The sequence below is a fragment of the Bacillus sp. CD3-5 genome, from assembly GCF_006349665.1.
GTDB lineage: Bacteria > Bacillota > Bacilli > Bacillales > Bacillaceae_G > Bacillus_A > Bacillus_A paranthracis.
This window is the reverse complement of sequence record NZ_VEPX01000001.1, coordinates 312,683-338,890: the sequence shown is the minus strand read 5'-3', so window position 1 is coordinate 338,890 and position 26,208 is coordinate 312,683. Positions and strand designations below refer to the sequence as shown.

Here is a 26,208-nt window from a genome sequence, read left to right as displayed (position 1 = left end):
TTACCAGTTTTTCCAGCGTCCCTCTGGATCAACACTTGCAAGTCTGACCCATCCATTTTGAACTTTTTCTCGAAATGTGAAATCCTTATTTAGCAAGCGTTCTATATATTCAATAGGCGCTTGAATTACAATGAGTAAACGAAGTGGTGAGTGATACGTCTCACTATCTGACTGCATAACGGATTGCCAAGGTAAGCCTGATAACAAATCACTTGCATTTCCTTGCATAACACCGAGACCTGCCGTAACGGTTTGTGTTGTTTTGTTTCCACTACCATAATAATGAGGAGCTACAGTTGAAGCGTAATATTGTAGATTGATCCACTGCGCTACTGTTCCTGGTCCCGCTATGATGCTAGCTAATATATCGCCATTTTCATCCTGTTTCCAATCATAATTATGAAGGAAAGCCCTACCTTCTAAGTCGCAATCCTGAGTTAATTGACGTTGCCCGATAATAAAAGATGCATTACGGGCTAATCCCCATTCCGGACGTATTTCACTCCAATCTTCTGCAAATCGATGTGCCTCTTTACTCGGATTTTTTATTTTCGTTTTAAAATTAGGTAATTGCGTTAAACGCTCTCTATTTGCATGTTGGCTCACATTTGGCATAACCGACTCAATACGATCAAATGCTTCTTGCGCAGTTTCCGAAAGTTCTGGGACGTAAATCCATTCCAATTCATCCACTGTTGTTTTATGTTCAGCTGCTGCAAAACTGGTATCCTCAGGAATTTTAATACCTTCAGCAGACAACGCCTCTCTCACTTCTGGAAGATTACATAAAGTAGCGAAAACTCTTGCATTAAATCCTCCCGCTGCTCCGCCACACGCACCACACTCAAGCGCTGCAGCATAAGGATTGTTCGTACTTTGACTACTGTGGCCGCACATTACAACTAAAGGAGCGAAACCTTCTGTTAATCCCACCATTTTTAAAGCTTGACGCACATAGTTCACTTTTTCTTCTTTCGTAAAACCGATCGGTATCTCACAGTTTGTATCATGAACATGATTAAGCGAGAAAGTTGTATCAGGCTTTTGCAACATATTTTTACGAAGGTTACGAATGAAGCCACCTACTCTTCTTGGCACAAAACTCCTTGTCACCATTTGTAAACCAAGTAAAGGACCACTTACTTCAGGTAGCAACATACTTGTCAGTACGTTCTGTTTCATCGTTTTAAATGTATAACGTACCGAACTGCCTACCATCTTACGTTGTTCATAAGATTTACATTCATTTTCATCTGTGAGCTCTTTTATTTGATGTTTCGGTTTTAATATAACTGGCAAAGAAGGATGGCTGTCATTACTACCTAGTTCAGTAGTCGCAATTGGTAACCCAAAGAAACCAGCTATTCCAAACGTTTCGAACGGACCTAATTTTTCAAGGTGGCGACGAAACGGTTCTGAACGTACATCAATACAAAATGCTAATTGAGCTACTACACGCTTTTTATCATGAGTTGCACGTTGCTTAGAAGCAATCTTCTCCCTTAATTGCTCTGCATGCGTCTGTTCCCAAGCTTCTAGCCAAAGTTTCTTGCGAGTATTTTCATCAAAGCGATAAGCGAATGCCAATAATTCACTTTGTTCAGTTGCAGACATTTGTAACCATTTCTCTATTGAAATATCCCCCCAATAGATCCAAGAAGCTATAAGTGGGACGATCGAAACTTTTTTCTCAACCTTTTGATTTTTTAAAGGTAAATACGGTTTTACAATGGCTAGCTCCATAGAAAGTCGAACTGCTAAATATTCTATGAGAAGTTCCTGTTCCTCAATTGATTGCTGTGAGCGCCATCGTATCATTCCTGCCCACCCAGGCAAAGCAAGCAAGTGCCCTTCAAGGTAAGCTTGCTTGTTAGATTCAGGAATTCCTAGTTCAAATAAAGCTCTTGTTAAAGCTACCTGAGCATCCTGTGGCCAATCTTTTAAAACACTACGTTCATTTTTACTAAGCGCTGGATCAAATGTAATAAGGTGATGCCACGCACGATACAAACCTTTCTCTCGATTTGGCATCGTCCAACTTGACCCGGAGTCATCCAAATATAATTTACACCATTTAATGATGTGATAATTAAGAATATCAGATAGGTTTTCACCCTTTTGATTCTCTATAAGTGAACTGATTAATTGCAAAGAAGAGTCTTTCATACTCCCTGTATTTATATAACTTATTTCTTCTGCTAATTTATTTAATTCTGGCGATGATAACAAACTAGAAGGTAATCTTTCTAACTTTAAAGCTTCTTGGCAAAAACGCTCCGCCTTCGCTCGCGGGATATGAAAAGATTGTGAATCAAGCCAACGAGACAAGCCACTTTGTAAAATTGATTCCTCAATCTCCCCTTTTGCCTTTGCCGAATGAATCATAGAAGCACTCGGATATATATCCACATTACGAATTTCTTTTAACCAATCTGCAACTTGTTCAAATGATTGTTTTTCAAGTCCCATCCAAGGGTGATGAGCTGCAAATGTAGCGATCGGCCAAAGTGGTGCAATCACTCGGCTAGCAGATTCAACTAAATCATTCATGTTCTTTTCTTGTATTTCAATGTTTGTAGCTTTCTTTTTTAAAGTTTCTTTCGTTACGATTGACTGTATGCTCATCACTGATTACCTCCCTTTGATACATAATGTTTCAAATAGCTTGGATGACTTTCTACTGACTTTTGTCTCGCCTCACCTACTCGAACGAACCAAAGATACATTACAGCAAATATTGTCGAGGATTGATTACGAGTAACGAGAGTACTAATAGCGCTACCAAATAATAAGAGACATATAACAAAAATAACGGCTGGAGCTGAAGGTTGAACATTTTGATACATGTCAGTATGCAACCATTTATAAAGAGAATTATGAACAGTAAAGTAAATGAGTGAAAATCCACTCAAAACAATTAAGCCAGCAATTCGTCCCATTCTTCCCTCTCCAAAAACAACAAGCTGTTTCCATGAAAAGTATAATGACCATCCTAAAATGAACGCACTAACGAATTGATATCCTTCTCCAGAAGTCATAAACCAAAAAGCAATCGCTATAAATAATCCGAAAACGCGCCCAACCATAGTCCATAAATTAGACACCTTTTCATTAGATTGCTTCACTACCCCAAAACGTTGTACGGAAGAACCAGCTTGTAAAAACAGTGTAGCTTTAAACAAACCATGTAAAATTAAATGAATAATAGCCGCCAAATAGGCTCCTAATGCGCATTGAATAAGCATAAACCCCATTTGTGCAATAGTTGATCCTACTAGCTGACGTTTATAATCAACTTGAACTAGATTAATTCCTGTTCCAATTAAGACAGAAATACTTGAGAAAATTAGTAAAATGATTTGTGCAATATCATCATGAAAAAGAGGTGAAAACCTAGTTAACATGATACCGCCAGCATTTACTAAACCAGCATGCATAATAGCAGAAACAGGAGTTGGAGCAACAGCTGACTCAATTAACCATCTTTGAAAAGGCCATTGTGCTGCTGGAATCATCACAGCTACTATAATCAATAAGTTAATTCCTGTTTTCTCCAACGTTCCAAATTGAGCTACATTTTCATTCGTTACAACTGATGTGAACTGCCACTGTCCAGTGATTTGAAAAAGCCAAATGATAGCTGCTAGCAAGGCGATCCAGCTTATTGTAAATAAATAACTAGAAATTTTTGTTGCTTCGCTAACTACTTTCCATCCTTTATTTAGACCTATGAGTAAAACCAATCCTATAAGAGTTGCTCCCCAACAAATAATCATGAAACGAAGATCATTACTTAACCATGCGACTGAAGATACACCTGTAGTACATGTAAAAAGTGCAAAGTATTTTCGATATGAGCGATCCCCCAGTAAGTAACGTATAGAAAAACGTTGAATGATTAAACCAATTGTAAGAACAAAGAAAGCCATGAACCAAGCTAAAGTATCTAAATGCCAAGGCCCTACAACTCTTTCTCCATTGTGATTAACAAGTGCGAGTAAAGAAACCAATGAAGGCAATGCAGCGATACCAATATGGATATGAACAAAACGTAAAGGCATCCTTGCATGTAAAAACAATAATCCACTTAGCCAAGAAGCACTAAGCGCCATAAAAAATAATGTTAACAATGTTGATGAACTTAGCGAAATTAACATGTAAATACTCCCTTCTAAACGAAAATAAACTGTAAGAATTCCTTTTCATTACGATAATTTTTTTAATTTCAATTTTCATTCACTCTTTTTAGTACATCGTTTTTTCCCATAAAAAAAACCGACAACTTCCATAATTCAATGATGTTATATCATCATTGAATTATGGAGATTGTCGGTTTCCCTTCAACTAACTTCAATAAAGTTTTTTGAAGAGCTCCCATTTTATAAAAGAATGTATGTATTACTCCTGTTAAAAAGAAATGTATATTTCTGATCTCCTAGATTATGCAATCAATATATCAATTTATGTTATGCGCTATCTTTTAATTAAGAAACTTTTTCATTTAGTCAATATTACATATTAAAAAAATGCTAAAGCCTTAATTATAGCAAACAGTTAAAATAAGCATCTATTAATTTTTAAAACAATTATAAGATAAACCATATTAAGTAGTTTGTCAATTTATTTATCCGTTTTACGAATCAAAATTCATTATACATAAATAATTTCAAGTTTTCTTGTTTTCTAATCATTACCTTGTTAATAAGATAAAATAAAGTACACAACTTGTAGATTTCTTAATTACCTCACTGCATTTTTAGTGTATCTTCCACTACTCCTACAGTGATTTTAATTTTTAAAATTTCTCCTCAAGATTATGGAACAATTTAAAAATCATTACTCGTTCACCAGTACGAGAACTTATATCCGTATGAAAACTTTTTACTTCTTCTCCAGTTAATTCTAGTATAATCTCTTTCAAATCGTCAATTCCAGATTCAACTAGCTCCGAACGATTTTTCTTTATCGTTAGCATACCATCTTTCGTTTCGCAAACAGTATATTCAGCCGGTGTTAAAATACCTTGTAAATTTACGATAATCATATCCCGTAATATATCTGTCTTAACGGATATAGATCCACGTCCTAAGTAGTCCTTTTCCCAGTGCGTAATTGCTTTGCTTATCTCTGATTCAATAGATCCTTTTGAGCTTTTCATTTATGCATCCTCCTTCAATAAAATAGATTTACAATAACAATATAATAATCTGGATTGATTTTATTTTCAATTATGGAGAAGAATTTATTGGGATTGTTGCAAGGTATCCTTTCATATCATAGTGATTTTTTATATTACAATATGGAATTTCTGATCATTCCCAACAAGATACTCTTACAATAAAGGATCTATTGTATAGATTTCCAAAAGGACACTATTGTGACATAATACACAAACGAAAGAGCCTACTCTGATGAGTAGACTCTTTCTCTTTTTAATAGCTCTGCTACTGTTGAATCAACTGTATCACTAAAGGTTGTACTCCCCAAAAGATGGTATACGATCTGTTCCCATCTTTTTTCTGACTTAAGTTGATGCGATTATATCATTCTACAGCTTATATATGTTTTTGTATCCATTCATGTATAAATTGTTTTTCACCTGGAGTAAAGGCTAGATCCCCATAACGAATTTTCTCGTACACTTCTACTATTTCATGTGAACAACCGATACGTGTTAACCATTGTTGAAGCGTTTCATAGGAACGTCTTTGTTTAGATACTGGTAAATTCCGTTCCCATTTCACTAATTCAGCACGTATAGGATTATGAGGCAATGCATTTATTTTTTTCGTTCCGATGGGAGATTGATCTATTTGGGACGGAAGTTTTTTTTCATCTATCTTATCTTCTACCAATTGTTTTTTATTTCTTCTGGACTTATAAATGAGCCCAACAATACATAATATTGTAATACAAAAGTAAATTATTATATTATTCTTAGATATGATTTCTCCCTTTACAAGCGGAATGTGTGAACTTTCATCCCCCGGTTCTCTAGGTTCATCAATCCATAATTTCCCGCCCTTTTCGTCATCCGATTTATTATTCGCTTCACCATAAAAGTCTTCCTTACCCTTTCCACCGGTCAACGTTTCTGCAAAACCATCTATAAGATAAAATTTTGTGTTATTAATCATCCATTCCTGAAATATTTCGCGTGAATATAGGGCTCCTTGTGTTAGAAAAAAGGCAACAATTATAGTAATACAAAATACAATTAAGCGAAACCTAGCAACCATCCACTTGTCCATACTATCTCCTTTCTATTTTACAACCTGCAACCAGTTTGTTTGCTGCTTTGGTGGATATCCAATTATAAGTGGGATAGCACCCGGTTCTTGCTTTCGGAAACCGGTTTTATAAAATACCTCTGAGGACACAGGCTGGTCGTTTTCCGTAATTGTAGACAACAATTGTAAAGCCTTATATAATTGTGAGCGATTTCCTCCCGAACGGATTTGTAAAATACCGTTATTATGTACACTATTTACCCATAGTTCAAAAGAGCAATCTTGTACAAGTAACTGCTTACACACCCCAGTCGTTACCTCAATTAGCCATTCTATATCTGTACGCCATGTATAAGAATTCTTACCAACAAGATTGAGATAAACCGCATAACGGTCCCCTTGCGAAGGTTCGTATTTTTTAGCACTTAATACTCCTGTTCTTGCAGTTGCTCCCCAATGAATAGATCGAAACGCTTCTCCTTCATATGGTTTTACACCTATAATTTTTGTTTCGTTATATAAAGGCGAAACCGTTGCTGTACGGTACCCTTGTTGCCATCGCTTCGTTTCTGGGATAGTTACCTTCGCGATCCTTGGATAAACATGAAATAAAGGCACTTGTTTATATTTGTATGTATAATGTAAAGTAACGAGGCGAAAAGGATCACTCATTACAATTTCTATATGATCCCATTTCCATTTACCACGTTGCTTAGCTTGCGCATACAAATCAATGACAATCTCCTCATTTTTCGAAAGAGATAATGGAATACTATAAAAGTTTCCATGCTTTACCCAGTTTTCTTTTATATGCCAGTCTATCCCTCTTTGTGAACGAAAGCAAAAATTGAGAAAGGGAATAGGCATTTTCATATCATTTTGAATATATATTTTACAATGTCCCTTTTCATCAATAAAAAGCCGCTCATGATACTGTACAATTCTCCATTTTACTTTAGAGATTTTACTAACATACCAATGGGCAAATCCAATTAATAAAAAATAAGAAAACAACAAAAGAAATACAACGAAATTTTGATAAATTAACCAAAGAATAACAGTTATAATTATAAATACTATAATACTAGATAACTCTGCTATACGATGTTTTATAACGATAGTCTCTATCATATTGACTCCACTGGAGCTGATACAGTTTCTAAAATTTCTTGTATAACTTGTGTCTTAGTTGTTTTCATTTCTCCTTCAATCGTTAGCGTTAATCGATGTGAGCAAACTGATTTTGCAAGAAATCGAAAATCTTCTGGAGTACAATAACTACGTCCATTTAATAATGCTCTTGACTGGGCGGCACGCATAAAAGCTAAAGAACCTCGTGGACTAACACCAATTTCTACCAAATTATGTTCACGAGTAGCCTTAACAATATCTAATAGATAGTTTTCTACTTCTTCGTGGATTAAAATATTCTGAGCTTGTTGTTGTAAATCTAGAATCTCTTCACATGATAAAACACTTTGTAAAGATTCCATTGGATTCCCTAGACGAAATCTACGTAGCATTTCTCTTTCATGTTCCCTATTTGGATACCCTTGTCGAACAGTTAATAAAAAACGATCCAATTGTGCATCTGGGAGTGGAAATGTACCAGATGATTCCAAAGGATTTTGTGTAGCTAATACTAAAAACGGGCTCGGCAATTTGTAAGTATGACCAGAAATAGTTACAGTACGCTCCTCCATTACTTCTAATAAGGCCGATTGTGTACGAGGTACCGCACGATTAATCTCATCTACAAGTGCGATATTTGCGAAAACAGGACCCATTCGAGTTTTAAAATCAGATTCTTTCATATCAAAGTATTCGAGACCAATGACATCACCTGGTAATGTATCAGATGTAAATTGTAAACGTTGGAACTTACCATCTATACTTCTTGCTAAACTTTTTGCCAATGATGTTTTTCCTGTTCCAGGAACATCCTCTAAAAGGATATGTCCGTTTGCTACCAAAGCAATCATGACTAGTTCAATTGCAGCGTCATTTCCAACAATAATCTGAGCAATATTATTTTTAACCGCCTTCAATATATCCATCTAGCTCTCTCTCCTTTAATCAAGAAATTCTAACAAGAAAACCTTTATTCTCCCAATTTATTAGTTTTGTAAACTAGTGTAGTTGATATATCGATATTAGTATCTAAAAATAAAATTAAAGAGATGTGTTTTAAAGCCTTCTCCTTAAAAATACTAAATATTCTGTATATTGTAAATAATTTTGTTAATTTATGTAAAATACAAATTTGTAATTGGTAGATTTGATTTTCTTGTTTATAAAGGCTTAGATATGACAAGTGATGAAGTTTTAATTTATTAGTATTTGCATTCCGACTCTTAACGTTAAACTTAGTCAAAATAAAAACCCCAATCTCTATATAAAAATTGAGAAATTAGGGTTAAGTCACTTAACAATATTTTTATTTAAAACAAATAACTAATTAATAAGCCTGCTGATAATAAGAAGCCGAAAATCGTATTTGTCATCGCTGTTGATTTCATTGCAATACGCATATACCCGGGATCCTTTGCTCCTCTTCGGAAACTTTGAACGGCAGAAATTGGTTTTCTCAAACCTAGGAACATAACTAATGCCCAAGGGCTTATATAACCCATTAATACAATTACCGCGATCCATAAATAAGCAATGAAAAAGGCTACAGCTAGTGTTACTATTGCTTTTTCTCTCCCAAGGAGGATTACTAATGTCTTTCTTCCACCTTTAATATCTTCTTCGATATCTCGGATGTTATTTGACATGTTAATTGCACCGACTAAAATTCCAATTGGAATGGAAATCAATACACTTTCAGTCGTTATCGTATTCGTTTGAATAAAGAAAGCAATAAGTACAAAACATGTCCCCATTAACAATCCAGAAACTAATTCTCCAAATGGAGTGTACGCAATTGGTAATGGACCACCTGTGTATAAATACCCAACTGCCATTCCAATTAAACCGATGACGACTAACCACCAGCTGCTATTCATACAAATATAAACTCCAATAATTGCTGCTACTACATACAATAAAAGTGCGACTGTTAACACATTTTTTGGTTTCAATCCATGACGGACAATTCCCCCGCCAATCCCAACAGAATCAGCTGTATCTAATCCACGTTTGAAATCATAATACTCATTAAATAAATTCGTCGCTATTTGCAATGCTAAACATGCAACCATCATCGCAATAAATAAAAGCCAATCAATTTTGGCAACATAAAGTGATGCCACTGTTCCTAAAATTACAGGAGAAAACGTCGCCGTTAACGTATGCGGGCGCGTCATCTTCCATATTAATTTAGCGGAACTAATTTCTTTTTCTGTCCCCATAACTCTGTTCAATCTCCCTACATTTAAGTATAAATTACTAGCAGTATCTTTCTATCTGTTTTCTGCCACGCATCCATTATATCAAAAAATGAATTGGTGATAGAACTGTAATGCTCTTGCTTGTCCTTCTATCACTCTTGAATTAAGTTTTTCAAAAAAAGGTCCGTTGCTCACATTCGAACAACGGACCTTTTTTATATGAACCAATTTAAAACATCTTCAGCAATCTCTTTTGGTCTATCCCAGTGCATTAAACGCTTATCTTCAAGTATAATCGATGCTATTTCATGTAAGTTAATGACTAGACTACATCTTCACGCCCCTCAAATTAATATAGTTTAATAATTGTATGATTCGTTTATCATATGTGTGGTGTTTCAAGGTCCTATCCAGCCCATTTTTTGCTATACGTTTTCTTTCTTGTACATGTTCCAAATAATACTCCGCTTTTTGTATAAACTCCGATGCACTATTAAAAGTTTCTATTTCAACACCCGGTATGTAATGCTTTCCTACATCTGGGCGTATATCAGTTAATTGAAAAGAACCTACAGCATTGATTTCAAAAGTCCTATTATTTACTGAATAGGCTTGGATATTTGCAGCATTACAATTCAATTCCTGATCACTTGGTGAGCGATGTAAATTTATATTGATTTTAGTCGATACGTAATATTGCAATGCATCCTCATACTTCGCAAGTGGCAAGACTTGTATTTTATCCTTTAATCGTTCATAATTCTTTAACTTCTCCCAACCGAACCCCACAATTTTTATGTCTTTTTCTGCTAAATACTCTGAAATAGCATCAACAAAGTTAATTCTATTTTCAAATGCTGTGCCTATAAAACTAAGATCATATTTATATGTATCTTCTTTCTGAGAAGGCTTAAACACATTTTGATTTGCTGCTAACGGAAGATGAAACACATTCTTACATCCTAACCCTCTATAAAACTTGATACAATTTAAATCTTGCGTAAATATGTAATCATAATACGGCACAAGATGTTGTGTTACATCCGTATAATACGGATCATCTGTCAGCCAAAGTCCAGTAGTAAAACCCGCACTCTTTAGTACTGGTATGACACTAATAATCCCCTCGTTTAAACCACCGAGTACCAAAATAAAATCCGGTTTCATTTTTAATGCGGTTTCTATCGCTCGTTCCGGGTTTACCATAATTGTATTACTGTTTACCTTTTGTAAACTATTCAAAATTGCTTCTTCGATCATTGGGTAATAAAAAGGAATGCCTGATTGAATAAATAAGATTTTCTTAGGCGTATTATCTTTCATGTCATCTCCCCTATTTCTACATAATCAAAGTGCACGAAAATTAGCAGTCTTTATTCATTTTTATGACATCTTACTTTACATGTATAAGCAACATTTATGTCCATTATGTTGCACTTCCCTCTTTTCACATGCTAATGACCATACTTCTTTTGTTCATATCCTTACCATGATGTATCTATCATTTTTTATTACTTATACAAATTCATAAAAGAAAAAACAAAATTATTTTTCTCCTTTTCTTATCAGTTACACCATTTCATAATACAAAGTTGCGCTTTTTACTCATGCTTATATATATATCAAAAGATACACTTCATATATAAATAGATGAAAAGGAGTAAATAAAATGAATGCATTAGTATCTGCAAAGAATGTAACAAAGATTTATAACAAAAACCAATTACCTGGACTTAATAAAGTGTCATTTGATATTAAAGCGGGAGAATTTGTAGGTATCATGGGGGCCTCTGGATCTGGAAAAACGACTTTATTAAATATTTTATCCACTATCGACACACCTACAGATGGCGATGTTTTTATAAACGGGGTCAATATCCAAACACTTAACAATAATAAATCTGCTGATTTTAGGAAAGATTATTTAGGTTTTATTTTTCAGGAGTATTTTTTACTTAATAGCTTAACAGTAAAGGAAAATATTGCAGTTCCCCTTACTCTGTTAAAAAAATTACCAAAGGAAATTGAATCAACAATAGAAAGTTTAGCAAGGCGTTTTGGAATATTTGAGCAATTAAGCAAGTATCCTAGTCAACTGTCGGGTGGACAAAAACAAAGAGTTGCAGCTGCAAGAGCCCTTGCAAAGCAGCCTAGTATTTTATTTGCAGATGAACCTACAGGCGCGTTAGATTCAAATTCTGCAACAGAACTACTTCAAAAATTAAAAGAGGTAAACGAGGAACTTCAAACTACCATTTTAATGGTAACTCATGATGCCTATGCAGCCAGTTTTTCTAGTAGAATTTTAATATTCAAAGACGGAAACATTATAAAAGAATTAAAGAAAAATAAACAAAATAGAAAAGAATTTTTCGAAGAAATATTAAAAGAAATCTCTAAAATTGATGAAAATCGATATAACTAGAAATACGAAAGGAAGATTGAACTGTGGGATTATTTACAATCGCAAAAAAGAATTTAAAAAATAACTTCTCCTTCTATTCATTCTATTTTATTTCAGTAGCTTTTGTACTGATGGTATTTTTTTCCTTTATCTCTTTTTCCATGAACGACATTGTCATGGAAAAGATTTCGTCTGATGGTAGAGTAGAAACAATGTCAAAAACAGTGGCGATCTTTGTTATGGCATTTGTACTATTCTATATGTCATACTCTAATACATTTTTTATGAAAAAAAGAATGAACGAACTCGGCATTTACTCCCTTTTAGGATATAGAAAATCAACGATGCTAAAACTGTTAACTTTTGAAAATATTATCATTTGCTTTGCTGCCCTATTTGTAGGAATTATTTTTGGTGCCATTGCTCATAAAGGAATTGTAGGAGCTATAATCAAAATATTAAAATTACAAATCGATACTTCTAAAGTACCATTTATTAACCTTGATGCAGTACTATTTACCTTTGCTTTTATCTTTGCTGTTCTTTTTGTTTTATCTTTATCAAATTGGATTATTCTTCGAAAAAGTTCCTTACTAACTTTAGTACGTATGGAACAAAAAGAAGATAAAAAGATAAAAATCAATACAGTTTTTTCACTACTAGGATTATTTTTCATTTTAATTGGCTATTTCTTAGCAATCGATATTACAAGGGGCACGAACTCTTTGTGGAAAACAATTGGCTTTTCTCCAATCGCTCTCTTAACGATGTTCAGTGTAATATTAGGGACGATCTTCTTTATTCATTCATTTTTACCATATGCGATTCAACAGCTAAAGAAAAATAAAATATGGTTTTATAAAGAATCCAATATTATCGTCATCCCAAACTTTATATTTAAAATTCGTTCAAAAGCAAAAACTTTCATTTTATTAACCTTATTAACCGCAGGAACTTTAGCTATATTCAGTTCTACTCTACTGACTCTTTACTATCCTGTTGCCGCTACAGAACGGATCGTACCTTCAGCTATCGAGTTTCCTTTAGACGATAAGGACGTAACCAATAAAGCACTACAAACTGTACAAAATACTGTCGGTAAAGAAAATACAAGATATACAGAAACAACCATTATTAACGGGAAATCTAATTCTGATAATTTACCGAAAGAATATCGTATAAAAAAAGAACACGGATTTGACCTTATCTCTGAGTCAGATTACAGAAAGTTAATACATATTCAAGATAAAAATGTAGAATTTAATCATCTAGCTAAAAATGAAAGCATCCTAGTAAAATATCGACCTGAAAAAGAAAATCTAGATAAAGGGAAAATATATACTTTAAATTTAACGCCTACAACTAATATAGATATTAAAGTAAAAGACACTACATTACTTAATTCAATTGGATTTGCAAATAGTGTCGCAACACTTATTATCTCAGATCAACTTTATAAAGAAATAAAAGCTTTAGAATTACCCGAAAAAACGATAGTGAGTTTTAATGGATTAGATATGAGGAATAATAAAGCAGTTTATGAAAACTTAGCTCCACTATTTAAAAATAATAGTTATTTTACAAGCAGTTACCAGAAAAATGATTATATTATTCAGCAAAATAGCTCAACATTCTTGCTCATTAGTTTTGTTACTATCATCTTCTTTATTGCAACAGGCAGTATTCTCTATTTCCATAACCTTTCAAGTATGATGGCAAATAAAAATGAATTTATTATTTTAAATAGAATGGGCTATAACAAAAAGAAGATAAAAAGAATAATAAGTAAAGAAATTTTCACCTTGTTTAGCATTCCTTACATAATAGGATTAGCACATAGTATCTTTGCATTAATAGCTTATAAGACTGCTTTAATGGATGACCTATTAGGAAAAAGTAGTGCGTTTATATTACCGATTCTTTTTGCAATATTTATTTTTACTGTTGTATATATCGTTTATTATTTGTTAACAAAAAGAGCATGTTATAAAATTATATTTAACAATAAAAAGTAAAAAACTATAAATAAAGCTGATGATAAATAAAGTGAAACTTTAATCAGTGGGGTTTTTCTTCATCCCCCACTGATTATCATCCCTCACCAATCGGACTTTTATGGGCAGTTGATCCTCCACCTAAATTCTTTGCTTTCGCTGAATTTTGAGGTGGGGGTCTTACTGCCCATTAAAGCCGGATAAAAAAACATCAGCTTTATCTGTATGTAATCTAACAAAGGTAAGTGATTTTATGAAAAAGTACTATGAGCAAAAACAAATTTTAATTTTAATTAACCAACTTTGTATGATTATTTTTCTATGCTACGAATTTTCGATAGACAATATTATAGGAACAGCAAAATTACTCCCTTTACTGCTTATAACGATCATAGCCATTTATGGATCATATCTTAGTTTTATCAACTTAAAAAACAATACTCTATTATCACAGTTTTCTAGTTTACTACTTTTTACTTCTTGGCAGTTTTTACTTACACTGAACGATGAACCAATTTTTCGTGCATTCAGTACACTACTAAGTGTATTCATTCTATATAAAATCGTGCAATTTATACTCCTATTCTTTTTCCAAGATTCTATTTATAGTTATAAAAAAGAAAAAGATTGGATTTTACGAGTTACATGTTTACTTACATTAGGTGCATATTTAATAAACGATAGAATATTTTCTGTTCTATTTTCATTTCAATGGCTTATCAGTGTTAGTGGGATTATTTTTCTATTCCTGAAACATAACAAACGAATTAAATTTGTTTTTAAAAGTGAAAGAAAGCATTTACTTACATCTACTGCAATTCTTATCTTCCCCTTTATCGTATATGTTACGTTATTTGGGAAGAGTCCCGAATATGTAAATAATTTAGGATGGTACACAATAATTCTGTTCCCCCTATTTAGTATTCATGCAATAGCTTTTAAAAATCATATATCTATGAAACAATATTTCCACTTAAAAAAAAGTGCAATTGCTTTTATGTTTGTATGCATTTTTATTTTTATGAGTTCACTTGGAGTACTATTTCAATTTAATATGATTACTTATTTCATTTTTATACATACAATTATTTGGTTCGTTCAGCTTTATTTCACATTATTATTTCAAGACACAAAAAACACTATCTCCAATTTGAATACAAAAAAATTAAAAAATTTGCCAGACAGTTCGTATGTTCATAGCTTAGTACAAATCGTAAAAGAAGAACAATTAAAAAGTGATTTTTCTAATTATTTACATAATGAAATACTACAAGACATATTAGCTGTTAAAAATATGATGAACAAATCTAACAAAAAACAAATTCATAATATGATCGTAGCGACACTGGATAACTTAAGTCATACAATACGCATTGAAATGCAAGAGTATCATCCAACTCTATTAAAAACACTTACATTAAAAGAAAATTATCGTAATTTACTTAAAATGATACAAAAAAAATATGAAACGAAACATGTTAATATATCCTTTACGTGTAACGACGACTTGTTTTTAGTAGAACCTTATCACCTTGTCGTATATCGAATATTAAAAGAACTAGTAACAAATGCATTCAAACATTCAAATTGTTCAAAGTTACATTTACATTTAGTACAAGAAGATGGGGAAATAAAACTTGTTGTGAAAGATAATGGCAAAGGTTTAACAACTACCGAAGCAGATATTTTGAATGGTCATAAAGGATTGAATTCGATTAAAGAACAGCTATTTTTATTAAATGGTAAAATGACCATTTCAAATAGTAACCCTTCTGGTTTATGCATTACTATTATCATTCCTATGAAAGGAGACGATTCCTATAAACATTTTATTAATAGATGATCATGCTTTGTTTGCTAAAAGCTTGGAAATAGCCTTAGAAGATTATCCTGAAATAGATGAATTCCGTTCATTACAAAATGTTGAAAATGTCGTTACAACTATCAACCAGTTTAAACCAGATATTATTTTATTAGATATTAATTTAAGCAATATAAGTAGTGAAGATGGTTTAGAAATAGCAAAAATAATATTGGATAGTAAATGTGATACAAAAATTGTTATATTAACCGGTTATGATTTACCTGTTTACCAGTATGAAGCTCAAAAACTAGGTGTAAGTGGTTTTATTAATAAAAATATTTTACCTGAAGTATTGGTGAAAGTACTACACGATATTAATAAAGGCGCATCTCATTTTCCACCCCCTATAGAAACAATTGAAGAATTGACTCATAGTGAAAAACAAATTTTACAATTACTGTGTGATGGCTATAAGCGCAAAGAAATTGCTTCTATGTTATACGCTAGCGAACGTACAATTTCCAATCATATTCAGCACGTATTTGATAAATTAAATGTTTCATCTTCTTTAGAAGCTGTCACTAAAGGGATAAAATTAGGTTATATTCAACCTACTTATCGTTAAAGAGCCTACTCAAACGAGTTGGCTCTTTCTTCTCTACTTATTAATGAAGACAACCTTTCTCCCCTCACTCTATAAACTTCCAAATGTTCTTCTAATTCCCTCTCATCACTTATTACACTTAGTGTTTTCTTCACAAAATTCCAATTTAAACTACCGGATAACCATAGTAACGAAGAAAGTCTTTTGTAATCATTTGATGTAACAATATTATGAGCCTTATACCCTTCTAAAAATGCACTAGCAACACTTGAACATACTTCATGCGAATGTATTCCTTCTGTTCGAGAATACCACTTTAGTAAAAAGGCTAGTCCTTCAATACGATCAACATATCCAATCGATTCGACATCTACAATTCCTTTTACCTGCTCACTTGAGTCCCATAAAACATTCAAAGGATTTAAATCTGTCTGTACGATAAACTTTAATTCACTCGTATATGCACACTCTATATGATATGTAGCTAGCTTTATATACTCCCGTAATTCTTTGCATGCGCTTGCCTTACTTTCTAACATATGAATAAACTGGGCATACCCATCCAAATGTGATTTCTTTTGAAAAATCGAGCTTTGAAATGCGCAAGATATGTCATGAATCTTTCTTGATTCCTTTCCAAAGGCTTTTGCGATAGCTTCTGTACAATGTGTAATATGTTCTCCCTCAATCCAATTAGACAAGACAAATCTGTATTGTTCCTCATTCCAAGCGACAAGTGTAAATGGCTCTCCTGCCCTATTCTTATTTATCTGCATAAAAGGAATTCCATGTTCGCGTACATAATACGTAAACCATACTTGCTCTATCAGTTGTTCGTTTGATAACGCTCCAAAAGCTGGGTTGATTGTTCGCTTGCTATTTATAAATCTTGCGGAATACCGCTTTCCATTTACGATGATTTTATAGTGTAAATCTGTATGCCAACTGTTCTTATGTAATTCTTCTTCCACTGCTAATGTATGAATTTCTTTAAAATAATTTATTAATACGTCTTTTATTATGTGTTTCATCCTATTCTCCTTACATGTAAAAATCCTCGATGATAGGTTTGTAAAATACACTTAATTTACTCAAAAGGAAAATAATATCCTACGTAATTAAACACATTTGTAAACCCTACATTTTCCACAACTGCGATAGAAGACTTGTTCAATTCCATACAGTCCCAATATGGAGTAATGTCATTCTCCAAACAATCTTTCACAAAACTATGAGCTATCGTTTGAGCTAATTTTCTCCCCTGGTGCTCTTCTATTGTTTCAATATCTATACAGTGTATATTTTCAAATACAAATCCTGAAAAACAAACACTCACAATTAGATCACCATAAACAATGCAATAACCGATTCCTTCATTGAAAAAACAATCTGGTGAAGACCAAAACTCTAAAATTTTTGATTGTAAAAAATCAATGTTCTTAAATGTGTTATTATTATTTTCATAGAGAGCTTTACCCATTTTTAGCACAGTATATCCCTGTTCAAATTTAGGCTCATGATGATTTTCATAATCCTCTTTTCTTAGCATATACACTCTTTGATTCCAACTCTTTAAGTTACGGTGCTGAAATATTCTTTCGATTGTTTTATTCCACTTCGAATGATTCCCGATTCCTTCAAAGCAATCTAGTCCTGCTTTCCTCGCCTCAGGTACTATTACATGATTAATAAAACGATTCATTTCTTTATTAAACTCTTCATTTTCAGCATCTCCAATAAAGAAGAAGCCATCATTATTACCTAACCAAATGAGTCCCGAATTAGGAGAAGTCTCGTTATCTACAAATATTCGACCAGGATTCACTCCCGTAATTACAGCTTTGACTTCTAACTGACCTTGTTCATTTATTAAACTACTACATTTATAAAAATCATTCTTGCTTAATTCAGAAATCATAAGTTAAACCACCTTTCCTAAACCAATCTATTCTAACTTTATCATTACGTCAGAATATTCTCTATTTAATTTAGTGTTTTTTGTAAATCAATGTAGTCTATGTATAAAAAGAGTCAATCTCCTATGCAATAGAAGATTGACTCTTTCCTTTATTTATAAAAATTGTTTCATACATTGAAGCTCAGACTACTCTTTTTCCTACCAGATTATCAAATCCCAAATAAACATGTGAGGGTATAGTTGGGAACATATAATCGGTATGACGAAAAAGAGTAACTATTATTACATCATCCTTATTTAAAACTCAACCAAGCATCCGCCCAGTCCGCATGATCATTTCCATTACCGTTACCTGCATCATCAACGAATAATTTTAATTCTTTCTTGCCAGTAAGATCAACATCAACAAATTTTGCTGGCGTATTATAGTACATTGTACCGCTATTAAATGCTTCTACTCCATCAAGCAGTACTTTAAATACGACCGAACCGCCTTTACCACCAGGCTCCTGGTCGATTCCTACGTATGAATTAAATCGTTTGTAAGTTGAATTTGATATATCATAGGTAATTTCTGACTTCGAATGCGTTCCGATTCCTTTTTTATACGTAATCGGTCCTGTCGTTCCAAGTAATGAAATTGGGTTTCCGTCAGTACTTTTATCTTTTTGAACCGTTGCCCATCCAGCAGTTGCTTTTACCCACGAGATATCACTCAGATACATACCACCAGAAGCGACTTGCACTTTCGTTGAAGTTACCACCGCATTCCCCAATTTTACAGAGACACCAACTTCTTTCATTCCTTTAAACTGAGTAGGCGGAGTAATAACAAACGAATAGGTTTCTTCTCCTCCTGCCGGTAATTGAAAGTCTGTTGTAGATGGTTGTGCATTCCATCCTTCTGGTAATTGCAATTCAATTTTTCCAGGTGTCACTTTTTCCTTTATCTCATTTTGAACTTTTACTTTTAATGTAGTAGAGCCACCTTCAACAACAATTGGATTTGGTTCTACCTTTGCCGAAATGAGCTTTACTGCTGGAGTTACTTCTATTTGATTCGATTTACGAACTGTTCCACTATCTGTATTCACTTCCACTTCAATGGCGTACTTGTTAGCAACTATATCAATAGGGACAGGTAACTCCACCTCAATTGTTTTTGATTGTCCTGGTTCAACGCCTTCAAAAGCTACTTGAATCGGTTTCACATTCCAGCTCTCTGGAGCCTTTACAACCACTTCTCCAGATGAAGATTTCAACGTACCAAAGTTTGATAAGTTTGCCTTTACCTTAACTGTATTTCCTGCTGTTACACCGTTCGGAGATTCTAGATCGAAACTAAGCATAGACTCAATTTTATACTTTTTACCTGCTTCCGTTTTAAATGAAATCGTATCGCCATCCTTCGTAAATGGCACCGGTGTATTCGTCCCAACTTTTGTTACAGTAAACGGTGTATTGAACATTGGACTTTTTAACTTTACATCGTTTCCGTGATCAGAAGTCACCTGAATAACTGTAGGCGTGCTATTTTTCCAATCCGCATCAATCGTAAATGCACCGCGTGCTCTTAATCCTTTATAAGAACCGTCCTTCCAAGCTTTCGGAAGTGCAGGCAATAGTTGAATAGAGTCGGTATGGCTTTGAATTAACATTTCAGCAATTCCTGATGTTGCGCCAAAATTCCCATCAATTTGAAACGGTGGATGCGTATCAAATAAGTTGCTGAGCGTACTTCCTGTCAGTTGACCTTGCAGGATTTTATACGCATGGTCACCATCTAACAAACGTGCCCATAGGTTAATTTTATTCGCTTTACTCCAGCCTGTTCCCTCGTCACCACGATGGTTTAAAGTAACTTTAGCAGCCTCAAGCCATTCCGGTGTATTGTGATTAATCATACTTCCTGGATATAGCGCAACTAACTGGGATATATGCCTATGCGTTTCGCCAGGGTCATCTATATCATCCTTCCACTCTTGCACCTGACCATATCTACCAATTTGAATTGGCGGGAATAATTTATCCCTTTTCGCCTTTAACTCATCCCGAAATACATTATCAACCTGTAAAACTTCACTCGCTTCAATTACATTAGAGAACAATTCATATACTAACTGTTGGTCAAAGGCACATCCATTAGAAATTCCACCAAGCTCTGGAGACCAGCACGGAGAAACAACTAACTTCTTATTTTGATCTTCTACTAAAAACTTACTATGAAACTCTGCCGCTTCTTTCAGTATCGGATAAATCTTTTCTTGTAAGTATTGTTTATCATCCGTAAATTTGTAATGCTCCCAAAGGTTTTGACTAATAAAGGCATTCGCACTAGGTGCCCATCCCCAGCCTAATCCCCACCCAGGCGCAGTAAATCCAAATGGATTATTCATCGTGTTAACGGTCCATCCGCCGCCTGTAACACCAAAATGTTTTTCTGCTGAAACCCTTCCCGGTTCTCTCAATGAATCAACATAATCCATTAATGGCTCAGCTGTTTCAGACAGATTTGTCACTTCTGCAGGCCAATAATTCATTTGGAGATTAATATTAAAATGATAATCACTTTCCCACGGTGGTGTGTTCGAATTATTCCATACCCCTTGTAAATTTGCAGGAAGCGTTCCTGGTCTTGAAGAAGAAATAAGCAAATACCTTCCATATTGGAAGAATAGTTCTTCTAAATACTTACTGTTTTCTTTACTGTAAGATGCTAGTAATTCATTTGTTGGAACGGATGATTTTTCTCCTCCTAAATTTAAAGAAACACGATTAAATAAAGAGTAATAGTCTTTTATATGTGTATATTTTAAAACCTCATAACTCTTTTTCGAAATAGCAGACATGACTTTTTCAACCTTTTCATGTGGATCTTGCCCTTTATACGTTGGGTATTTATTTTCATAATCAGTAGCCGCAGTCATAATAATTGTTAAACTATCTGCATTTGCTACTTTAATTTTCCCATTCTCTGCTGTTAATGTACCGCCTTCATTCAGTACTTTAAATTCCGATTCATATTTCATTCCATTATTCGCTATTTGTCCTTTTATCGTGATTTTGTTATCTTTGGACGTTACTTGCCCTCCCTGTGCACTCGTTGGTCTAACATCTAATGAAAGCTGTTTCGATTCACTAGCAGTTAAACGCATGACCATAACGCGATCAGGATAACTTGCAAAATATTCCCTATTATATTGAACACCTTTATAGCTATAGGACACCGTAGAAATTCCCTCATTTAAATTTAATTCTCTGCGATAATTGGAAAATGAAGACCCATCTGGCATATTAAAATCTAAGTATATGTCCCCAAAATTTTGATAGGAACCAAAGCCTTTTTGGAGACCTGTGAGAAATTGCGTAGATTCCCTTTCCGCCCCTGATTTATCACCTTTTGATAACTTTTCCCTAATGCTACCTAAGTGACTCGCTGCTCCCTCGCGATTCCCGTACGTATACTCACTCGTACTGCTTGGTCCGCCAGTCCAAAGCGTTTTTTCATTAAACTGAATACGTTCTTGCTGGACTCCGCCAAAGACCATTCCACCCATATAGCCATTACCGATTGGCAATGCTTGTTTTTCCCAATCTTTTGCTGGCTCATTGTACCAAAGTGATAGTTTCTTTCCCTCTGGTTTTGGATTTTCAATCGTAATAGGTGCTGTTGCTTTTGCTTTACTAAACTCTCCAGTGTTTCCTAAAGAAAATAATAAAGTACTAAAAAGCAATCCCCCTGTTAATACGTTTCTCAGTTTCAAATTTCCATCCCCTTTTGAAAAGCGAATGTAAAATGGCCCCTTCTGCCCATTGACTTATTCTATTCTCCCCATGAAATTCGCTATTCTTTTATATGAAAGTATAATAGGCAAAAAACATTTGCCCATTATACTTCTTGTTATATACGCGACATGATTATCTAGTAAATGCTGCGGTTACACCACCATCAACCGTAATCATACATCCCGTTGTTTTATCCGCCTTTGAAGAAGCAAAGAAAGCAATCGATTCAGCGATGTCTTTCGAATAAATATTAACCAATAATGTTGTGCGTTTACGGTAATGCTCCTCTAACTGATCAGGCTCGATACCGTATGCCGCGGCACGTTCTTCGCGCCATTTTGAACCCCAAATAGCTGATCCTTGCAGAACCGCATCTGGAAGAACTGAATTTACACGAATACCATACTCACCGCCTTCAGCTGCAATACATCTCGCTAAATGTGTTTCAAGTGCTTTTACAGAGCTATATGCCGAAGCATTTTTACCGGCATATACAGAGTTTTTTGAGCCAACAAATACCATATTCCCTCCAATGCCTTGCTGTTTCATTTGCTTGAATGCTTCACGTGCAACTAAAAAGTATCCCGTTCCAAGCACGTTCATATTTAAATTCCATTCCTGAAGCGTTGTTTCATCAAATGGACTAGACGTTGCAAGTCCTGCATTGTTCACGATACAATCAATGCCTCCGTAAGCAAGTGCTGCCTGCTCAAATGCCGCCTTCACTTCTTCTTCTTTTGTTACATCCATTTTCACCGCGAGCGCACGACCTTCGCCATACTGCTCGTTAATCTCAGCCGCAACTTTTTCTGCTCCTTCAAAGTTCAAATCAGCAAGCACTACATGCGCACCTTCTGAAACGAGGCAACGTCCTGTTTCACTTCCGATTCCGCCAGCGCCACCTGTAATAAAGGCAACCTTACGAGAAAATTCCGCTTCCGCTGGTGCTAGTGATAATTTATATAGCTCTAATGGCCAATACTCCACATTGTAAGATTCATTTTCATTTAAAGAAACGAAACGTCCAAGCGTTGTGGAACCTTTCATTACCGAAATCGCCCTATGATATAGCGCACCACTTACTTTTGACATTGCCACATTTTTACCGGTATTCACCATACCGATACCCGGAATTAAAATAACGCGAGGTGCAGATTCGAACATGTTGTCTCCTTCGTATTTGTTACGTTCAAAGTAAGCTTTATACTCTTCTTTAAAGCTTTCCACACCAGTTTTCACTTTCTCTATTAATCCGTCCACGTCTTTCGTTTGCGGATCCCAATTGATATAAAGGGGACTGCGCTTCGTATGAACTAAATGATCAGGACAAGCTGCCCCAACTTGCGAAAGCTCTCGTGCATTGTGGCTGTTTACAAATTGAAGTACTTCATCTGCATCATCATAAGATAATAGCATTTTCTTTTCATCACTAACTGCCCCGCGAATAATCGGCATTACTTTTGCAAGAATACTTCTACGCTCTTCTACTGAAAGTGCTTCGTATTTTTGCCCTCCGAATACAGTACTTTCATTCACTCTCTCATTGATATATTGTTCTGCCTCATTAATAACAGCAATCGTCTTTTCATAACTTTCCTTCGCCGTATCTCCCCAAACGACTAAGCCGTGTTTTTCCATTAACACGAGTTCAGCATTTGGATTATTTTTCACGCCTTCTGCAATCATTTTAGATAACGTAAATCCAGGGCGCACGTACGGAACCCAAACGAATCGATTACCGTAAATCTCCTCGGCAATTTGTCTTCCATTATGTGCGCAGCAAAGACTAATAATGGCATCTGGATGTGTATGATCCACATGTTTAAAAGGTAAGAAAGCATGCAATAAAGTTTCGATGGACGCACGCGGATGCTTGCTGTCAATCATACAATGCGCTAAGTACTCTACCATTTCTTCGTCTGGCATTTCTTCGCGCTCCATTAATAAACGAATATCTTCCATTCTTAAACCAGTAAAGTTTTGCGCTTTCATAGTCGCTAAATCAGATCCGCTTCCTTTCACCCACATGACCTCTATATCACGACCACGAAAATCTTTTTCAAATGTCTTTACCGATGTGTTTCCGCCGCCCCAATTACATACTGCACGGTCAGTTCCAATTAAATTCGATCGATACACTAATTCGTCTACTCCTTGCGATAATTGTGATGCCTTCGTTTCGTTCCATAAACTATTAACCATATTCTTACCCCCGTTATTTTTTATTGTTTTATTATTTCGGATACGAAAATAGTGCGTATCCGTATGTTTAAGAGTTTCCTATTACACTTATATTCCAATGCCCTATAGTAACCCCCCGACATATTATCAGGGGGACTTTTAACTTAATGGTATAATGGGCCAAAGTTTTGGCAGGCGCGATAATCTGCTGCTTCTGGGTCTTTCGTTCCGAACATGCCCCATGCACTCGGTCTAAAGATGTTCTCTTCTTTGACGTTATGCATATTTACAGGAATTCGGAGCATGGAAGCAAGAGTGATTAAATCATTGCCAATATGCCCGTAGCTTATTACGCAATGGTTGGCACCCCAATTATTCATCACGGTGTAAACGTCCTTAAAGGCACCTTCTCCTGTTAAATTTGGTACAAACCAAGTTGTTGGCCAAGTTGGATCTGTTCTCCCATCCAATACGTCGTGAACCTCTTCTGGTATTTCAACCGTATAGCCTTCTGCAATTTGTAAAACAGGTCCTAATCCTTTCACGAGGTTGAGACGAGCTGCTGTTACAGGCATATTTCCTTTCGTTAAGAAATCGCTCGAGAACCCGCCCCCGCGGAAATATCCTGTTGAAGCTGGTCGCCAGGAAGTAGCTGCCAAACATTTTTGCGCTTCTTCCTCTGTAATTTCCCAAAATGGTTTTATAGCAGGCTTTCCATCTTTCGTTTGTTGTCCTGTCCCGTCAAGTGCAGCTGAACCGGAGTTAATCATATGAATAAATCCATTTGCCGCCAATCCTTCAGGTTTATGTCCTGTCACGCGTTCTACCGCCTCCGGGCTCCAATACGTTCTTACATCTGCAAAAACTTGAGCCGTATTTGTTAACAAATGGCCAAATAACATCGTAACCCCATTTAAACTATCATTTTCAGTAGCCATAATGTATGGCGGGCGAATTCCGTTCCAATCAAAGGAAGAATTTAAAATCGTCTCCATAAAATCTCCATTCGGGAAATGATCCGTCCATTGACGCTGGCCTTGAAAACCTGCAGAAATCGCGTTATGCCCTAGCGCTTCTTCACCATAACCAAGTTCCTCTAGTTTCGGATTTCCAACCATAAGATCTCTTGCAATTAATGTCATTTTCACGCTCGTTTCCCAGTCTTTATTCTTTTGCTCCCTTGATCGTTGCATCTCTTCCGCATTATTATCTGGACCTTCTGGGCAATACTCCTTCACCCAGTTTAAAGCTCTTTCATATTCTTCCTTATCATAAATCTCCTCATCTATTCTTCTGACAAATTCGGTCATATCAATATATTCATTTCTCATTCCTAAATAATCTTGGAAAAACTCGGGGTTAACGGTACTACCGGCAATCCCCATAGATACAGATCCCATCGAAAGATACGATTTTCCTTTTAAAGTAGCAACGACAAGACCAGACTTTGCAAATTGAAGTAATTTTCCCTGCACATCTTCAGGAATAGATGTATCACTTAAATCTTGCACATCTTTCCCGTATATACCGAAAGCCGGAATACCCTTTTGATTGTGGGCAGCTAAGACAGCTGCAAGATACACTGCCCCTGGACGTTCTGTTCCATTAAACCCCCATACTGCTTTTGGAATGTCTGGATTCATATCCATCGTTTCAGAACCATAGCACCAGCATGGTGTAACAGTAATAGAAACACCAACTCCCTCTACCGCAAATTTTTCAGCCGCTTTGGCCGCTTCCGCCACACCGCCAATACATGTATCAGCGATGACACATTCTACTGCCTCGCCATTGTAATGACGTAAATTTTCAGTTAATAAATTTGCTACCGATTTTGCAAGATTCATCGTCATATCTTCAAGAGATTCACGTACACCATTTCTTCTGCCATCAATCGTTGGTCTAATTCCGATTTTTGGTAATTTATTGTAAAATCTATTATGAACTGTTTTCAT

At 35.1% G+C, this 26,208-nt stretch carries 17 protein-coding genes and 1 pseudogene; 5 read left to right on the top strand and 13 right to left on the bottom strand.

The window, feature by feature from the left end:
- The 6 genes from FH036_RS01750 to FH036_RS01725 form a co-directional block, all read right to left on the bottom strand.
- Positions 1-2,625 carry a DUF2309 domain-containing protein gene (locus FH036_RS01750; protein ID WP_139895221.1) on the bottom strand — a complete coding sequence of 875 codons (2,625 nt, stop codon included), beginning with the start codon at positions 2,623-2,625 and terminating at the stop codon, positions 1-3.
- Positions 2,625-4,157 carry an NADH dehydrogenase subunit 5 gene (locus FH036_RS01745; protein ID WP_139895220.1) on the bottom strand — a complete coding sequence of 511 codons (1,533 nt, stop codon included), beginning with the start codon at positions 4,155-4,157 and terminating at the stop codon, positions 2,625-2,627. The genes FH036_RS01750 and FH036_RS01745 overlap by 1 nt, the downstream gene beginning before the upstream one ends.
- A gap of 638 nt (positions 4,158-4,795) precedes the next feature.
- Positions 4,796-5,158, bottom strand: a complete 363-nt coding sequence (locus tag FH036_RS01740; protein WP_127812982.1) for a Na-translocating system protein MpsC family protein — start codon at positions 5,156-5,158, stop codon at positions 4,796-4,798.
- 397 nt (positions 5,159-5,555) lie between these two features.
- Entirely contained in the window at positions 5,556-6,251 is a 696-nt protein-coding gene (locus FH036_RS01735; RefSeq protein ID WP_000362137.1) for a hypothetical protein, read from the bottom strand.
- 12 nt (positions 6,252-6,263) lie between these two features.
- A complete protein-coding gene (locus tag FH036_RS01730; protein ID WP_000573342.1) occupies positions 6,264-7,361 on the bottom strand; it encodes a DUF58 domain-containing protein in 1,098 nt (365 codons plus the stop codon).
- Positions 7,358-8,287: an AAA family ATPase gene (locus FH036_RS01725; protein WP_139895219.1), complete on the bottom strand. Its 930-nt coding sequence runs from the start codon at positions 8,285-8,287 to the stop codon at positions 7,358-7,360. Before FH036_RS01725 ends, FH036_RS01730 begins: the two co-directional genes overlap by 4 nt.
- A gap of 190 nt (positions 8,288-8,477) precedes the next feature.
- Here FH036_RS01725 and FH036_RS01720 point away from each other — a divergent pair.
- Positions 8,478-8,567: pseudogene (locus FH036_RS01720) on the top strand (GNAT family N-acetyltransferase); the annotation flags it as partial.
- 104 nt (positions 8,568-8,671) lie between these two features.
- Here FH036_RS01720 and menA read toward each other — a convergent pair.
- Both menA and FH036_RS01710 read right to left on the bottom strand, forming a co-directional pair.
- The gene (gene menA / locus FH036_RS01715; RefSeq protein WP_070806458.1) at positions 8,672-9,583 is read right to left on the bottom strand and encodes a 1,4-dihydroxy-2-naphthoate polyprenyltransferase; all 912 of its coding nucleotides are present in this window, start codon (positions 9,581-9,583) and stop codon (positions 8,672-8,674) included.
- 306 nt (positions 9,584-9,889) lie between these two features.
- On the bottom strand, positions 9,890-10,885 hold the full coding sequence (locus FH036_RS01710) for a CgeB family protein (protein WP_139895218.1): 996 nt from the start codon (positions 10,883-10,885) through the stop codon (positions 9,890-9,892).
- 346 nt (positions 10,886-11,231) lie between these two features.
- On the opposite strand from FH036_RS01710, the gene FH036_RS01705 reads away from it, so the two are divergent.
- The 4 genes from FH036_RS01705 (at position 11,232) to FH036_RS01690 (ending at position 16,389) form a co-directional block, all read left to right on the top strand.
- Positions 11,232-11,987, top strand: coding sequence for an ABC transporter ATP-binding protein (locus tag FH036_RS01705; protein ID WP_139895217.1), 756 nt, complete (start codon positions 11,232-11,234; stop codon positions 11,985-11,987).
- Positions 11,988-12,010: 23 nt separating this feature from the next.
- The gene (locus FH036_RS01700) at positions 12,011-13,981 is read left to right on the top strand and encodes an FtsX-like permease family protein (RefSeq protein WP_139895216.1); all 1,971 of its coding nucleotides are present in this window, start codon (positions 12,011-12,013) and stop codon (positions 13,979-13,981) included.
- Between the two features lie 232 nt (positions 13,982-14,213).
- Entirely contained in the window at positions 14,214-15,803 is a 1,590-nt protein-coding gene (locus FH036_RS01695) for an ATP-binding protein (RefSeq protein ID WP_139895215.1), read from the top strand.
- Complete coding sequence (locus FH036_RS01690) at positions 15,781-16,389, top strand: response regulator transcription factor (protein WP_139895214.1); 609 nt, start codon at positions 15,781-15,783, stop codon at positions 16,387-16,389. The genes FH036_RS01695 and FH036_RS01690 overlap by 23 nt, the downstream gene beginning before the upstream one ends.
- A gap of 5 nt (positions 16,390-16,394) precedes the next feature.
- Here FH036_RS01690 and FH036_RS01685 read toward each other — a convergent pair whose 3' ends face one another.
- The 5 genes from FH036_RS01685 to FH036_RS01665 form a co-directional block, all read right to left on the bottom strand.
- The gene (locus FH036_RS01685) at positions 16,395-17,399 is read right to left on the bottom strand and encodes a phosphotransferase (RefSeq protein ID WP_139895213.1); all 1,005 of its coding nucleotides are present in this window, start codon (positions 17,397-17,399) and stop codon (positions 16,395-16,397) included.
- A 56-nt stretch (positions 17,400-17,455) separates the two neighbouring features.
- On the bottom strand, positions 17,456-18,286 hold the full coding sequence (locus FH036_RS01680; protein ID WP_139895212.1) for a GNAT family N-acetyltransferase: 831 nt from the start codon (positions 18,284-18,286) through the stop codon (positions 17,456-17,458).
- A gap of 293 nt (positions 18,287-18,579) precedes the next feature.
- On the bottom strand, positions 18,580-22,050 hold the full coding sequence (locus tag FH036_RS01675; RefSeq protein ID WP_139895211.1) for a glycosyl hydrolase family 95 catalytic domain-containing protein: 3,471 nt from the start codon (positions 22,048-22,050) through the stop codon (positions 18,580-18,582).
- Between the two features lie 154 nt (positions 22,051-22,204).
- A complete protein-coding gene (locus FH036_RS01670) occupies positions 22,205-24,274 on the bottom strand; it encodes a bifunctional rhamnulose-1-phosphate aldolase/short-chain dehydrogenase (RefSeq protein WP_044793072.1) in 2,070 nt (689 codons plus the stop codon).
- 143 nt (positions 24,275-24,417) lie between these two features.
- A complete protein-coding gene (locus tag FH036_RS01665) occupies positions 24,418-26,208 on the bottom strand; it encodes an L-fucose isomerase (protein ID WP_139895210.1) in 1,791 nt (596 codons plus the stop codon).